Below are 14,957 nucleotides of genomic sequence, written 5' to 3' on the forward strand. Positions count from 1 at the left end.
CCCTCGATCGGTACGGTTCGTCGCATGGGCGTGGCTGATGCGGCGGTTCGGGCGGTCGGGGTGTGGAAGGTGTACGGCGGCGGGCAGACGCGGGTGGATGCGCTGGCCGACGTGAGTGCGGACTTCGGGAAGGGCCGGTTCACCGCGATCATGGGGCCGTCCGGCTCCGGGAAGTCGACGCTGCTGCACTGTCTCGCCGGGCTGGACAAGCCGTCGGACGGCAAGGTGCTGCTCGGTGAGGTCGACCTGACCACACTGCCCGAGAAGCAGCTGACCCACCTGCGCCGGGACCGGATCGGTTTCGTCTTCCAGGCATTCAACCTGGTCCCGACCCTGACCGCGCTCGAGAACATCACGCTTCCGCTCGACCTGGCCGGGCGCAAGCCTGATCAGGAGTGGCTGACCACAGTGATCGACGCGATCGGCCTCAGTGATCGTCTGAGCCACAAGCCGGCCGAGCTCTCCGGCGGCCAGCAGCAGCGCGTCGCCTGCGCCCGCGCCCTCGTGTCCCGTCCGGACGTGGTGTTCGCGGACGAGCCGACCGGTAACCTCGACTCCCGCTCGTCCGCCGACGTCCTCGACTTCCTCCACCGGTCCGTCCGCGACTTCGGTCAGACAGTTGTCATGGTTACGCACGACCCGGGCGCCGCGTCGTACGCCGATCGTGTCCTGTTCCTGGCCGACGGCACGCTGCAGTCCGAGCTGCTCGACCCGACCGCCGAGTCGGTGCTCGACACGATGAAGAAGCTCGAAACGACCCAGCCTGCCGAACCCGTGGCCGGCTGATGTTCAAGCTCGGCCTCCGCTCGGTCCTCGCGCACCGGCTCAGATTCGTCCTGTGCACGCTCGCCGTCACGCTCGGTGTCGCGTTCGCCGGCGGCGCGATGGTCTTCACCGACACCCTGTCGCACGCCCTGAAGAAGAACTTCGCGGTGAGTACGGCGGACATCACCGTCACGCCGTCGTCCCCGATCGAGACCGGCACCGACCGCCCGGCGACGTTCCAGGCCGAGGTCGCGGACCGCGTCGCGGCCGTACCGGGCGTTGCCAGCGCGATCCCGCAGCTGATGGTCAGCGATGTCGAGATCCTCGGTCCGGACGGCAAGCAGATCGAGAACTACGGGCTGACCAGCTTCGGAGCCGCGTGGCCGCGGGAGCCGGCGACCGCGCCGTTCAAGCTCGTCGACGGCACCCCGCCCTTCGGCGGCAGCCAGCTGGCACTCGACGAGTCGACAGCGAGCCGTGCCGGGTACGAGGTCGGTGACCAGGTCAGGATCGTCACCCCGACGCAGGCCCTGACCGCGACGCTGACCGGGACCACGACGCCCGCTGTTGCTGGTGCCGCGGCCGGTGCGCCGCTGGTCACCTTCGACGGTGCGACTGCCCAACGCCTGCTGCTCGGCCAGGCGGGCTGGACGTCGGTCACGGTCGCGCTCAAGCCGGGATCCGACGCCGACACGGTCAGCAAGGCGATCTCCACGACCATCGGCGACTCGGTGAAGGTCCGGACCGCGAAGCAGGTCTCGGCCGACGGCGAGCACGATCTCGACACCACGTTCGGCGGCTTCAGCACCGTGCTTGTGCTGTTCGCCTGCCTCGCGTTGTTCGTTGGCACGTTCCTGATCGTGAACACGTTCGCGATGGTCGTCGCGCAACGGTCGCGCGAACTCGCGATGCTCCGGGCGATCGGCGCGTCCCGCGGTCAGGTCACTCGCTCGATCGTCGCCGAGAGCGCGATCATCGGCTTCCTCGGCTCCACGCTCGGCCTGTTGATCGGCATCGGCGTCGCCGTCGCGATTCGGTTCACGTACGAGACGCTCGACCTCCGCATCCCGACCGCGTCGCTGCAGGTCACCCCGACCACGATCATCGCCTGCTACCTCATCGGCATCGGCGTCACGGTTGCCGCCGCGGCGCCGGCCGCCCGCCGGGCCGGGAAGCTCCCACCGATCGCCGCGATGCGCGACGACGTCTCGGCGCCGGAACGCTCCCTGCTCACGCGGATCCTGATCGGCGCCTTCGTGCTGCTGATGGCCGTCCTGCTGTACGCGATCGGCCTGAGCGCCGGCGGCCTGCCGGGCGTCGTACTGATCGTCCTCGGCGCCGGCACTGCCGTCATCGGCATCGTGATGCTCAGCCCGCTCCTCAGCCGGTACGTCGTCCGGGTGCTGATGTACCCGTTCGGCCGCAAGGCACCGGTCACGCTCGGCCGCCGCAATGCCGAGCGGAATCCGCGCCGTACGTCGGCCACGGCGTCCGCATTGATGATCTCGGTCTCGCTGATCAGCGGCCTGATGGTGATCGCCGCGTCGGCGAAGGCCTCGATCAACCAGAACATCGACGACGCGCTCGGCACGTCCCAGCTCCTCATCACCACCGACGGCACCCCGGCCTTCAGCACGCAGGTCGGCGACCGGACGGAGAAGGTCGCCGGTGTACGGTCCGTGCACCGCGTGCGGACGGAGACCGGCAAGGTCGGGAAGACGAACGTCCAGGTCACCGGGATCAGCGACGGCACGCTGGACGGCCCGATCACGACGAAGTTCGACGCGGGCTCCGCGGCCGCGCTCGGCTCCGGTCAGGCGCTTCTCCCCCGCAACCTCGCGACCACCCTCGGCGTGACCGTCGGCAAGACCTTCGAGCTGGCCACGGCGACCGGCACCCACAAGCTGACCGTCGGCGGGATCGTCGCACCGAACAGGCAGCTCAACGCCGTGATCGTGTCGCTGCCGACGTACCGGACTATCGGCGGCACGACCAGCGACAACCTCCTGTACGTCGAGGTTGCCGACAGCAACCACGTCGGCCAGGTCCGGGCCGAGATCCTCGGTCAGCTGACCAAGGACTATCCGTCGATCCAGGTCCGCGACCAGCAGGCGTACGCCGCCGCTGCGCGCGAGCCGGTGAACGGCGTGCTGGCCGCGGTCGGCTTCCTGCTCGTGCTCGCGGTGCTGATCGCTCTGCTCGGCATCGTGAACACGCTCGGTCTCGGCGTGGTCGAGCGGACTCGCGAGATCGGCCTGTTGCGGGCGGTCGGCATGGACTCCCCGCAGCTGAGCCGGATGCTTCGCGTCGAGTCGATCGCGATCACGCTGCTCGGATCGGTGCTGGGCTTGGGGCTCGGTGTCGGCGTCGCGGCCGCGATCCAGTCCGCGATGGTCGACAACGGCCTCAACGTGCGCGACATCCCCGTGCTCCAACTGGTGGCAGCGGTCGCCGCGGCGATGCTGTTCGGCGTACTCGCTGCGGTCTGGCCGTCACGCCGTGCAAGTCGTCTCAATGTGCTGCGGGCAATAGCTGCAGAATGATCGCCGAGTGATCGCAGGGTGAGGACTGCAGTGAACTCCTGAGGTGAAGCCATACCAGTGATTCACAGGTAATCTGCCGGTGTGCCGGGGACTGTGCAGTCGATCGAGCGGGCCGCGGCGGTGCTGCGACTCCTCGCCGCCGCGCCTGACGGGCTCGGGGTAGCCGACCTCGGCAACGCACTCGGGCTCGCCAAGACGACCGTGCACGGCATCCTCCGGACCCTGCATCAGGTCGGTTTCGTCGAGCAGGACCACAGCGGCGCGCATTACCACCTGAGCGACGCGTTCGGCCGGCTCGGCGAGAGCTACCTCGATCCGAACGAACTGCGCAGCCGCGCGATCAACTGGGCCGATTCGCTCGCGTCCCGCAGCGGTGAGGTCGTCCGCGTCGGCCGCCTGGTGGAGGGCAAGGTCGTCGTGGTGCACCACGTCTTCCGGCCCGACGACAGCGACCAGGACCTGGACGTCGGTACGACGCTTCCGCCGCATGCGACCGCGCTGGGCAAGGCGGTCCTCGCGTACGACGCCAGCGGCGCCTCCCGGCCGCGCAGGCTCGAGGCGTTCACGACCCGGACGATCACCGATCCGGCCCGGCTGGCCGAGGAACTCGCTGCGGTCCGCGCCCGTGGCTGGGCCAGCGAGTTCGAGGAATACACGGTCGAGCTGGCGAGTATCGCGGCGCCGATCCGCGGACTCGGCGGCCTGGTCGTCGGCGCGGTCGGTCTGGCCGGCCGGGTCGAACGCATCTGCGACAGCCGCCTGCGACATCGCGCCGACCTGGTGACGATGGTCCGCGCCACCGCCGAGGCCATCGCCCGGGATCTCCGGGAGGACGCATGACCGGCGTGATCGGGGGGTGGGGAGATGGCTGAGCAGTACGTCGCGGCCGTGGATCAGGGGACGAACTCGACGCGGTGCATCCTGTTCGACCGGCGCGGGCGGCTGGTGTCGGTGGCGCAACGTGAGCACCACCAGCTCTTCCCGCGGCCCGGGTGGGTCGAGCACGACGCCGGCGAGATCTGGAACAACGTCACCCGCGTGGTGCCGGCCGCGATCAAGCAGATCGGCGCCTCGCCGTCCCAGATCGTTGCCATCGGCATCGCCAACCAGCGCGAGACCAGCCTGCTCTGGGACCGGCTGACCGGCCGGCCGATCGGGCACGCGGTGACCTGGCAGGACACCCGGACGGACCGGCTCGTCACCGAGCTCGCCGGCACCGAAGGCCCGGACCGGTTCGCCGAGCTGTGCGGGCTCCCGCTGACGACGTACTTCTCGGCGCCGCGGATCAAGTGGATGCTCGACCACACGCCGGGTCTGCGGCAGCGCGCCGAGCGCGGCGAGATCCTCTTCGGCACGATGGAGAGCTGGCTGATCTGGAACTTCACCGGCGGCGCGAAGGGCGGCCTGCACGCCACCGATGTGACCAACGCGAGCCGCACGATGCTGATGAACATCGAGACGCTCGAATGGGACGATCGGCTGCTCGAGGCGTTCGACGTACCGCGGGCGATCCTGCCGGAGATCCGCCCGTCGTCCGGGGTCTTCGCGACCGCGACCGAAGTACTGCCCGGGGTGCGGATCGGTGCGGCGCTCGGCGATCAGCAGGCCGCGCTGTTCGGGCAGACCTGCTTCAGCGCCGGTGAGGCGAAGTGCACGTACGGCACCGGGTCCTTCCTGCTGCTGCACACCGGGCAGGAGATCGTCCGCTCGAAGCACGGGATGCTGACCACGGTCGCGTACCAGATCGGTGACCACCCCGCGTCGTACGCGCTGGAAGGCTCGATGGCGGTCACCGGGTCGCTGGTGCAGTGGTTCCGCGACGGGCTCGGGATGATCCACACCGCGGCAGAGATCGAGACGCTGGCGCGCACGGTGGAGGACAACGGCGGCGCGTACATCGTGCCGGCGTTCTCGGGGCTGTTCGCACCGCACTGGCGCAGCGAGGCGCGCGGCGTGATCGCCGGGCTCACCGGGTACATCACCAAGGGTCACCTGGCCCGCGCTGTCCTCGAAGCGACCGGCTTCCAGACGCTCGAGGTCGTCGATGCGATGAACGCCGACTCCGGTATCGCGCTGACCGCGCTGAAGGTCGACGGCGGGATGACGGCGAACAACCTGCTGATGCAGTTCCTCGCCGATCTGCTCGACGTCCGCGTCGTTCGTCCGATGGTGACCGAGACCGTGTCCCTCGGTGCGGCGTACGCCGCCGGCCTGGCCGTCGGCTACTGGCCCGACCTGGAAGGGCTGCGCAGCAACTGGCACCGCGCAGGCCAGTGGATGCCGCACATGGATCCGGCCCGCCGCAAGACTGAGTACGCGAACTGGCAGGCCGCTGTCCAGCGGACCTTCAACTGGATCCGTCCCGAGGACCAGGAGCTTTAGCAACGGGGAGGACCTTGCCGGCCCTCCCCGCACTGATGGTCAGGCCGGCGAGACGATGTCCGGAGCCTCGAGGCGCACCTTGTCGGCGGATTCGTCGTCGGGCTGGTCCTGCGAGTCCCGTTCGGACTGGACCCGCCTGTTGTAGAACGAGACCTCGCGCTCGATCGTCGCCGCGTCCCAGCCGAGGATCGGTGCGACCAGCCGGGCCGCTGCCTCCGCTGCGCCGACGCCGCGGTCCCAGGCCTCGATCGAGATCCGGGTCCGCCGCGCGAGGATGTCGTCGAGGTGGCGAGCGCCCTCGGCCTTGGCGCCGTACACGATCTCCGCCTTCAAGTAGTCCTGTGTGCCGGGCAACTGCTCGCCCAGCGACGGGTCCTCCTCGACGAGCTTGAGTACTTCGTCGATCAACGCGCCGTACCGGTTCAGCAGGTGCTCGATGCGGGCCACGTGCAGACCGGAGCGCTGCGCGATCAGGTGGCGCTGGTTCCACAACGCGTGGTACCCGTCGGCGCCGACCAGCGGGATGTTCTTCGTGACGCTCTTCGGCACCCGTCCGTCGAGCGCGTCCGCGACCGCGTCGATCGCGTCCTTGGCCATCACCCGGTACGTCGTGTACTTGCCGCCGGCAACTACCACGAGTCCCGGTGCGGTGTGTGCGACGACGTGTTCGCGGGACAGCTTCGACGTACTCTCCGACTCACCGGCGAGCAGCGGCCGGAGTCCGGCGTACACGCCCTCGACGTCCTCGCGGGTGAGCGGCGTCGTGAGTACTGCGTTCACGTGGTCGAGCAGGTACTCGATGTCCTTGCTCGTCGCGGCCGGATGCGCCTTGTCCAGGTGCCAGTCGGTGTCCGTCGTGCCGATCAGCCAGTGCCGGCCCCACGGGATGATGAACAGCACGGACTTCTCGGTCCGAAGGATCATTCCGGTGCTGGACTGGATCCGGTCCTTCGGCACGACGAGGTGGATACCCTTCGACGCGCGGACGTGGTACTGACCGCGCTCCCCCACCATCGCCTGAGTGTCATCGGTCCAGACGCCGGTCGCGTTCACGACCTGCTTCGCGCGGACCTCGAACTCGCGACCGCTCTCGAGGTCCTTCGCCTGGACACCCGTGACCCGCTCGCCCTGCCGCAGGAAACCGGTCACCTTCACGCGGTTCGCCACGTGCGCTCCGTACGACGCGGCGGTGCGCGCGAGCTCCATCGTGTGACGGGCATCGTCGACCTGCGCGTCGTAGTACTGCAGCGCGCCGACCAGGGCGGACTTCTTCAACGACGGGACCAACCGCATCGCTCCGCGGCGGGTCAGGTGCCGGTGGAGCGGCAGCCCGGCTCCCAGGCCCGAGCTGACCGCCATACCGTCGTACAGCGCGACGCCGGAGCCCGCGTAGAACCGCTCCCACCAGCGGTGCTGGAGCGGGTACAGGAACGGCACCGGCTTGACCAGGTGCGGTGCCAGCCGTTGCAGGAGCAGACCGCGCTCCTGCAACGCCTCGTGCACCAGTCGGAAGTCGAGCATCTCCAGGTAGCGCAGGCCGCCGTGGATCAGCTTGCTGGACCGGCTGGAGGTGCCGCTCGCGAAGTCGCGCGCCTCCAGCAGTCCGGTGGTCAGACCCCGGGTCGCGGCGTCGAGCGCCGACCCGGTGCCGACCACCCCGCCACCGATCACCAGGACGTCCAGTTCCCGTCCGTCGGCCATCGCGTCGATCGCGTCGGCCCTCGCTTGCGGTGACAGAGCCACTACGCCCACTGTGCTGTTCCTTCCGATTCCAGTTACATACTTACTGCTGTGCTGCCGAGTTGCCGAGTTGCCGATCACTGTCGATCGATCAGTTGACGTCCACCCAGTCCAGTGTCCGCTGGACTGCCTTCTGCCAGCCGGCGTACCCCTCGGCACGCTGCTCGTCCGACCACTGCGGCTCCCACCGCTTGTCCTCGTTCCAGTTCTGCACGAGCTCTTCCTTGGTCTTCCAGAAGCCCACGGCCAGCCCGGCCGCGTACGCCGCTCCCAGCGCGGTGGTCTCCGCGACGACCGGCTTGCTCACCGGTACGCCGAGGATGTCGGCCTGCATCTGCATGGCCAGCTCGTTCGCCGTGACGCCGCCGTCCACCTTCAGCACCTCGAGGTGCACGCCGGAGTCCTTCTCCATCGCGTCCGCGACGTCCTTGCTCTGGTAGCAGATCGCTTCCAGTGTTGCGCGCGCCAGGTGAGCGTTGGTGTTGAACCGCGACAGCCCGACGATCGCCCCGCGCGCGTCGGACCGCCAGTACGGCGCGAACAGGCCGGAGAACGCGGGGACGAAGTACACGCCGCCGTTGTCCTGGACCTGCCTGGCGAGCGTCTCGATCTCCGCCGCACCCGAGATGATGCCGAGTTGGTCCCGCAGCCATTGCACAGCGGAGCCGGTCACGGCGATGGAGCCCTCCAGCGCGTAGACCGGCGCCTCGTCGCCGAACTTGTAGCACATCGTGCTGAGTAGGCCGGCCTTCGACCGGACCAGCTCGGTGCCGGTGTTCAGCAGCATGAAGTTGCCGGTGCCGTAGGTGTTCTTCGCCTCGCCCGGGTTGAAGCAGACCTGACCGACGGTCGCGGCCTGCTGGTCTCCGAGGTCGCCGGTGAGCGCCACGACGCCGCCCAGCGGACCGTTGGCAAGCGTCTCGCCGTACTTGTTCGGGTCCGACGACGGACGGATCTCCGGCAGCATCTGCCGCGGGATGTTGAAGAAGCTGATCAGCTCGTCGTCCCAGTCCAGCGTCTCGAGGTTCATCAGCATCGTCCGGCTGGCGTTCGTCACATCGGTGACGTGTACGCCGCCGTCGGGGCCGCCGGTGAGGTTCCACAGCAGATAGGTGTCGGTGTTGCCGAACACCGCGTCACCGGCCTCGGCGGCCTCGCGGACGCCGTCGACGTTCTCCAGGATCCACTGCACCTTGCCGGCCGAGAAGTACGTCGCCGGCGGCAGACCGGCCTTCTGCCGGATCACGTCACCCTTGCCCTCACGCTCCAGCGCGGAGGCGATCCGGTCGGTCCGGGTGTCCTGCCAGACGATCGCGTTGTAGTACGGCCGTCCGGTCTTGCGGTTCCACACCACCGCGGTCTCGCGCTGGTTGGTGATGCCGAGCGCCGCCAGGTCGCTCGCCTGCAGGTTGTTCGCGTTCAGCGCGGTCCGGATCACCGAACTGGTCCGCTCCCAGATCTCCAGCGGGTTGTGCTCCACCCAACCCGCCTGCGGCAGGATCTGCTCGTGCTCCAACTGGTGGATGCCCACCGCGTTGCCGGAGTGGTCGAAGATCATGAATCGGGTGCTCGTGGTGCCCTGGTCGACGGCACCGACGAAGTCAGCCATGGAAAGTCCTCTCCTCACACATCGATGTCATGCGGTCTTCTCCTCGGGGATCCGGCCCGGCTCCTCGTCCGCGTCGGCGATCGGCAGGTTGCGGCCCACCAGCAGGTCGTACAGCAACGCGCCGACCAGGGCGCCGAGGATCGGCGCGACTATTGGCACCCAGAAATAGATATCCCCGAACTGATCCTTGAACGCTGTTCCGTACCCGGTGAGGAAGGACGCCAGCCGCGGCCCGAAGTCACGGGCCGGGTTGATCGCGTAACCGGCGTTGGTGCCCCAGGCCATGCCGATCCCCACCACGATCAGGCCGACGATGAACGGGGCCAGGTTGGCGGCCGGGGCCGTGTTGCGCAGGTCGGTGACCGCGAGGATCAGGAACATCAGGATCGCCGTACCGATGATCTGGTCCCGGAAGCCGCCCCACATGTGGACGCCGATGTCGGCGCCGTTGCCGGGCAGGGTGGAGAAGATGCCCTGGGTCTTGATCGTGTGCCCGGGATCCACCTTGCCGATCGCCTCGGTGTAGTTCCAGCGAACCACGAGCGCCGCCACGAACGCCCCGAGGAACTGTGACAGCGAGTATGGCAGCACCTTCCGCCAGCTGAAACCGCGGAACGCCGCCAGCGCGACCGTCACCGCCGGGTTCAGATGCGCGCCGGTCATCCGGCCCGCCGTGTAGACGCCCAGCGTCACCCCGAGACCCCAGGCCCACGCGATCGAGTCGTGGTTTCCGATCCCGCCGGCAACCACCTGGGCCACCACGCCGACGCCGAACAGGATCAGGATGAACGTGCCCGCGAATTCCGCGCAGCACTCCCCCAGGAGGGTTTTCGCCTTGACCGCTTCGGTCGTAGCCATACCGAACCTCCCTTCCCCGCCGTGACGACCACGGCTGGCTGGAATCTAGGAGCGACAACCAGGCGAGACAACGCCCACCGTTCGACATTGTCGAACGCCGATTCCGACGCTGCGAGCCGCGACACACAGTAATCTCCTGATTACCCGACGGACCATGCCAACCGGGTGCCGGGGTTCGGCGTCTGGCCTGTGGGTCAACTCGCTTTCGGGAGGGGCTGGATGAATGTGTCGCTGCTCGGGGGATGGTTTCCGGCGGTGCTGGAGGTGGTTGCGGCGGGGGTTCTGATCGCGGCCGTGGGGTGGCGGGACCGGCGGTGGCGGTTCGGGGTCGTGCCGGTTGTCGTCGGGGCGGCGGCGTTCGTGACGTTGTTCGCGGCGTACCCGGGGGCCGAGTTGATCGGGCTCACGGATCCGTTGCCGTTCTCGGTGTGGTTGTGGTTCGGGCTGGCCGTCGGCGCGCTGATCGTGCTGGGCGCCGGGTGGCGGACGGCGCGGTGGTGGCGGCGGGGTACGGCGGTGGTCGCGGCCGCGCTTGCCGCGTTGGTGTGCGCCAACGGGATCAATCAGTTCGTCGGCTACTACCCGACGATCGACTCCGCGGTGAATGACTGGACCGACACACCGCTGCCGGGTCAGGTGTCGATGGCGGGCCTCGCGCACACGGCGGGTACGACGAAGCTGCCGCCGGCCGGCCGGTTGGTCGCGGTGAACATCCCCGCGACGTACAGCCATTTCAAGCACCGGCAGGAGCTGGTCTACCTCCCGCCGATCTGGTTCCGCGGTGACCACCGGCCCGCGCTGCCCGTCGTCGAGCTGATCGGCGGTGAGCGCGGCGGTCCGGGCGACTGGGTGCGGCTCGGCAACGCCGTACAGGTCTCCGACGCGTACGCGCGCCGGCATCACGGGTACGCGCCGATCCTGGTCTTCGTCGACGCGACCGAGCGGTTCGACAACGACACCGAGTGCGTGAACGGCCCGCGCGGGAACTCCGCGGACCACCTGGACCAGGACATCCCGCACTTCGTCGAGAAGACGTTCGGCGCCTCGCACGACCCCCGGCAGTGGGCGGTCGCCGGGTTCTCGATGGGCGGCACCTGCGCCATCGACCTGGTCGTCGAGCACCCGGACGTCTTCGACCACTTCATCGACATCTCCGGCGACCTCGCGCCGTACACGACCACGCCGGCGGCGAGCCTGCACGACCTGTACGGCGGCAACGTGGCACTCGAGCAGGCCAACGAGCCGCTCCTGGTGATGCATGCCCACGGCAAGTACACGAACGTCAACGGCCTGTTCCTCACCAGCACCCAGGAGCTGCGGCACCAGCACGAGGCCGAGGAGCTCTCGACGGCCGCCGCCAAGGTCGGCATCTGGTCCCGGGTCGAGATCTCGCCCGGCACGCACGTGTGGCAGTTTGCCGCCCCGGCGTTCGCCACGGCCTATCCTTGGCTGGCGAACCAGCTCGCGGTCCCGCACTCGCAGCGGCATCAGGAAACGAGGCACACGAAACCGGCGTGATCCAGATACTCCGACGACTCGCGATCGGTCTGGTCGTCCTGGCGGTCGTGACCGCGATCAGCAGCGCGGACACGATCAGCGAGGTCCTCCGGCCGCAGCCCCAGGCTGCCGGTCAGGTCCGGGTCGTCGCGCTGGGCGACTCGGTCACGTCCGGCAGCAACTGCGACTGCTCCGCGTTCCCCCAGATGTACGGCGACCTCCTGCACGACCGATCCGGCGGACCGGTGATCGTCAACAACCTCGGCGTCGCCGGCATGGACTCGAACGGTCTGCTGCAGCTGCTCGACCAGCGCAACTCCCCCGCCGAAGAGGCCACCGCCGCGGCGAACGTCGTACTGATCACGATCGGCGCGAACGATTTCGGCGACCACCACGACGACGTCACCAGCGGCCAGTGCACGGGTGACTGCGTGTCCGACGAGTTCGAGCAACTCCAGGTCAACCTGGGCAAGATCCTCGACCGGATCCACGTCCTGCGGGCCAACCTCCCGACGACGATCCTGATGACCGGCTACTGGAACGTCTTCAAGGACGGGGACGTCGCCGAACGCCAGTACACCCCGAGCGGCCGGATCGCCAGCGACCAGCTCACCGTCCGCACCAACGCCGCGATCGCCGCCGCGGCCGGCGCGGACGACGCGACGTACGTCGACATCTACGCGCCGTTCGAGAACAGCTCCGACATCACCAGCCTGCTCGCCTCCGACGGCGACCACCCGAACGCCGCCGGCCACGCCCTGATCGCCCGAACCCTCCTCACCGCAACACCCAACCCTTTGCCGCCGTCCCCACGTCAGGGAGGGTAGATCGACCGAGGGGAAACAGATGAGCTTCGCGGACTTCGCGACCAGCCGGCACGGCGCGCTCTACCGGTACGCCTACCTGCTGGCCGGCGACCGCGGCCTGGCCGAGGACCTCGTCCAGGAAGCTCTGGTCAAGACGTACGTCGGCTGGCACCGCCTCCGCGACCCGAACAATGCCGAGGCCTACACGCGCCGCATCATCACCACGACCGCGATCGGCTGGTGGCGGCGTAAGTCCTGGCGCGCCGAGCTCCCCAACGACGACGTGCCAGACCGTCCCGCCGACCCGGACGACGTCACCGCCCGCGTCTGGCTGTGGCACGAACTGCAGCAACTCCCGCCCCGGCAACGTGCGGCGCTGGTGCTGCGGTACTACGAGGACCTCACCGAACCGCAGACGGCTGAGGTGCTCGGCTGCAGCGTCGGGACCGTGAAGAGCCAGGTCTCCGACGCACTCAAGAAGCTCCGGACCCGCCTCGGGTCCGACGTCGTGCTGAAAGCAGGGATGACGGAATGACCGACCTCCTCCGGGACACCCTCAACGAGCATGCCGACGGTATCGAACCGCCGCCCCTCGACCTCGACGGCATCGTTGCGGCCGGCAACCGGCAGATCTCCCGCCGGCGGGCTCTGACCGTCCTCGGCGGCGCGGTCGCCACCGCGGCGGTTGCCGTCGGCGGCGCGACCCTGATCCGTCCCCGCACCCCGCGACCCCAGCCGGCCCGCCCGGCGCCGTACGTCGAACGCCGCGCGGTGACCTTTGCGCTCGGCAACAAGATCTACTACGGCAGCGACGTCATCGCGGTGCCGTCCAAGCACATCAACGCCTTCGTCCGGACCGACGCCGGCTTCGTGTTCCTTGACGAAGGCAACAACATCCACCTCGCCGGCCCCAGCGGTGTCCGCGCGACCGGCAAGGCCGCATGGACCCTGACAGCGGACCACCGCGGCAGCCTGGTCGCCTGGGTCGAGGGCTTCAACGACCACTTCGAGTCGGTGGTGTACGACGTCGCGACGAACCGCGAGCTCGTCCGCACTCCGGTCGGCAACGCCATCCCGGAGAACGCCAGCCTCGCCTACAGCCCCAAGATCGTCGCCATCGACGGAAACACCGCGTACTTCGGAACGCTCCAAGGCCTCTACCGCTGGGACATCACGACGAACAAGGGCGAACTACTCGCCAAAGTGCCACCGAACGCCGTTCGCACCGCGGTCGGTGGCAAGTTCGTGTATCAGCAACCCCTGGTGCAGGCGGCCACTGGTCTGAGCCTCGCGGTCAGCACGACCCTGCAGGCTGCCCCCAAGGTCACGTACAACGGCGAGCAAGCGTTCCTGGCTCCAGGGGCGAGGTACCTCGTGACGCAGCCGGACGACGCCTTCATGGGTATTCAGCCGAGCTGGTCCGATCTCCAACTGTTCGGGGTGACCGCACCGACCGGCGGTCCGCTGACGCGCTCCGGGTACTGGGCCTTGAGATTCGGTCAGTGGCTCGACGACGCGACCTTCACCGCGGCCGGGGCGCGGCACACGTCTCGCAACGAGGCGGACCTGCTCGTGTTCGACGCTCGCACCGGCAAGTACAGAGTCGTAGCGCCGGGCTTCTCCACCTACACCTTCAGCAAGACGGCACCGCGAACGACTCCGTTCGCGCTGCCGACCGGCGCCCCGATCTACGACTTGGGCTGATCGACTGCCGCGGCCGGTGTCGCTGTGCCTTGGTTCTCCGGGAAGTGGCAGGCGGTCTGGTGGCCGGGGGCTAGCTCGACGAGCGGTGGCTCGACGGTCTTGCAGATGTCCTGGGCCTTCCAGCAGCGGGTGTGGAACCGGCAGGCCGGCGGCGGGTTGATCGGGCTCGGGACGTCGCCCTGCAACCGGATCCGCTCCTGCTTGCCCTTCCGCTTGGTGTCCGGCACGGGAACGGCCGAGAGCAGCGCGACCGTGTACGGGTGCATCGGCTTCTCGTACAGGCTCACGCGGTCCGCGAGCTCGACGATCTTGCCGAGGTACATGACCGCGACCCGGTCCGACACATGCCGTACGACGGACAGGTCGTGCGCGATCATCACGTAGGTCAGGTCGAACTCTTCCTGCAGGTCCTCGAGCAGGTTCACGACCTGGGCCTGGATCGACACGTCCAGCGCGGACACCGGCTCGTCGGCCACGATCAGCTTCGGCCGCAGCGCGAGCGTGCGGGCGATACCGATGCGCTGGCGCTGACCGCCGGAGAACTCGTGCGGGTACCGGTTGTAGTGCTCCGGGCTCAGACCGACCAGCTCGAGCAGCTCCTGGACGGCCCTCTTCACGCCGTGCTCGGTCTTCACGTGCTGCAGCCTGAAGGGCGCGCCGACGATCTTGCCGACGGTGTGCCGGGGGTTCAGCGAACCGTACGGATCCTGGAAGATCATCTGTACGTCGCGACGCAGCGGCCGCATCCGGCCCTCACCGAGGTGGCTGATGTCGCGGCCCTCGAAGACGATCTTGCCGTCGGTCGGAGTCTCCAGCCGGGTGAGCAGTCGGCCGGTCGTGGTCTTGCCGCAACCGGACTCGCCGACCAGCGACAGCGTCTCGCCGCGGGTGACGTTGAAGGTCAGGCCGTCGACCGCCTGGACGGCGCCGACCTGACGCTGCAGGATGCCCTTGCGGATCGGGAAGTGCTTGACGAGGCCGGTGACCGACAGGATCTCCTCGCCCAGCTTCGGGGTCTTGGGAGTCAGCTCGGAGTCAGTAGTAGTCACAGTC

General features: G+C 68.7%; 12 protein-coding genes. 8 read left to right on the forward strand and 4 right to left on the reverse strand.

Annotated elements, in window-relative coordinates; translation table 11 throughout:
• Positions 1–24 precede the first annotated feature (24 nt).
• The 4 genes from AB0J62_RS13015 (at position 25) to glpK (AB0J62_RS13030) (ending at position 5,690) form a co-directional block, all read left to right on the forward strand.
• Entirely contained in the window at positions 25–786 is a 762-nt protein-coding gene (locus AB0J62_RS13015) for an ABC transporter ATP-binding protein (protein ID WP_363868533.1), read from the forward strand.
• Positions 786–3,308, forward strand: coding sequence for an FtsX-like permease family protein (locus AB0J62_RS13020; RefSeq protein ID WP_363868536.1), 2,523 nt, complete (start codon positions 786–788; stop codon positions 3,306–3,308). Before AB0J62_RS13015 ends, AB0J62_RS13020 begins: the two co-directional genes overlap by 1 nt.
• Positions 3,309–3,389: 81 nt before the next feature.
• Entirely contained in the window at positions 3,390–4,148 is a 759-nt protein-coding gene (locus AB0J62_RS13025) for an IclR family transcriptional regulator (RefSeq protein WP_363868539.1), read from the forward strand.
• Between the two features lie 24 nt (positions 4,149–4,172).
• On the forward strand, positions 4,173–5,690 hold the full coding sequence (gene glpK / locus AB0J62_RS13030) for a glycerol kinase GlpK (protein ID WP_363868543.1): 1,518 nt from the start codon (positions 4,173–4,175) through the stop codon (positions 5,688–5,690).
• Between the two features lie 39 nt (positions 5,691–5,729).
• Here glpK (AB0J62_RS13030) and AB0J62_RS13035 read toward each other — a convergent pair whose 3' ends face one another.
• The 3 genes from AB0J62_RS13035 to AB0J62_RS13045 all read right to left on the reverse strand — a co-directional run bounded on the left by AB0J62_RS13035 (position 5,730) and on the right by AB0J62_RS13045 (position 9,897).
• Positions 5,730–7,442, reverse strand: coding sequence for a glycerol-3-phosphate dehydrogenase/oxidase (locus AB0J62_RS13035; RefSeq protein ID WP_363868546.1), 1,713 nt, complete (start codon positions 7,440–7,442; stop codon positions 5,730–5,732).
• A 79-nt stretch (positions 7,443–7,521) separates the two neighbouring features.
• The gene (gene glpK, locus AB0J62_RS13040; protein WP_363868549.1) at positions 7,522–9,039 is read right to left on the reverse strand and encodes a glycerol kinase GlpK; all 1,518 of its coding nucleotides are present in this window, start codon (positions 9,037–9,039) and stop codon (positions 7,522–7,524) included.
• A gap of 27 nt (positions 9,040–9,066) precedes the next feature.
• Positions 9,067–9,897, reverse strand: a complete 831-nt coding sequence (locus AB0J62_RS13045; RefSeq protein ID WP_363868552.1) for an MIP/aquaporin family protein — start codon at positions 9,895–9,897, stop codon at positions 9,067–9,069.
• Positions 9,898–10,116: 219 nt separating this feature from the next.
• Between AB0J62_RS13045 and AB0J62_RS13050 the strand changes: the two genes are divergently transcribed.
• Genes AB0J62_RS13050 through AB0J62_RS13065 form a run of 4 tightly spaced genes read left to right on the forward strand, consistent with a single transcriptional unit; the run spans position 10,117 to position 13,904 of the window.
• Entirely contained in the window at positions 10,117–11,415 is a 1,299-nt protein-coding gene (locus tag AB0J62_RS13050) for an alpha/beta hydrolase-fold protein (RefSeq protein WP_363868555.1), read from the forward strand.
• Positions 11,412–12,221, forward strand: a complete 810-nt coding sequence (locus AB0J62_RS13055; RefSeq protein ID WP_363868558.1) for an SGNH/GDSL hydrolase family protein — start codon at positions 11,412–11,414, stop codon at positions 12,219–12,221. Before AB0J62_RS13050 ends, AB0J62_RS13055 begins: the two co-directional genes overlap by 4 nt.
• A gap of 19 nt (positions 12,222–12,240) precedes the next feature.
• Positions 12,241–12,735 (forward strand): SigE family RNA polymerase sigma factor, encoded by a 495-nt coding sequence (locus AB0J62_RS13060; protein WP_363868561.1) that lies wholly within the window; start codon positions 12,241–12,243, stop codon positions 12,733–12,735.
• Complete coding sequence (locus tag AB0J62_RS13065; RefSeq protein WP_363868564.1) at positions 12,732–13,904, forward strand: hypothetical protein; 1,173 nt, start codon at positions 12,732–12,734, stop codon at positions 13,902–13,904. Before AB0J62_RS13060 ends, AB0J62_RS13065 begins: the two co-directional genes overlap by 4 nt.
• Here AB0J62_RS13065 and AB0J62_RS13070 read toward each other — a convergent pair.
• The gene (locus AB0J62_RS13070; protein WP_363868567.1) at positions 13,889–14,953 is read right to left on the reverse strand and encodes a dipeptide ABC transporter ATP-binding protein; all 1,065 of its coding nucleotides are present in this window, start codon (positions 14,951–14,953) and stop codon (positions 13,889–13,891) included. The genes AB0J62_RS13065 and AB0J62_RS13070 overlap by 16 nt on opposite strands.
• Positions 14,954–14,957 lie beyond the last annotated feature (4 nt).

This window comes from Kribbella sp. NPDC049584, from assembly GCF_040675555.1.
Taxonomy (GTDB): Bacteria; Actinomycetota; Actinomycetes; order Propionibacteriales; family Kribbellaceae; genus Kribbella.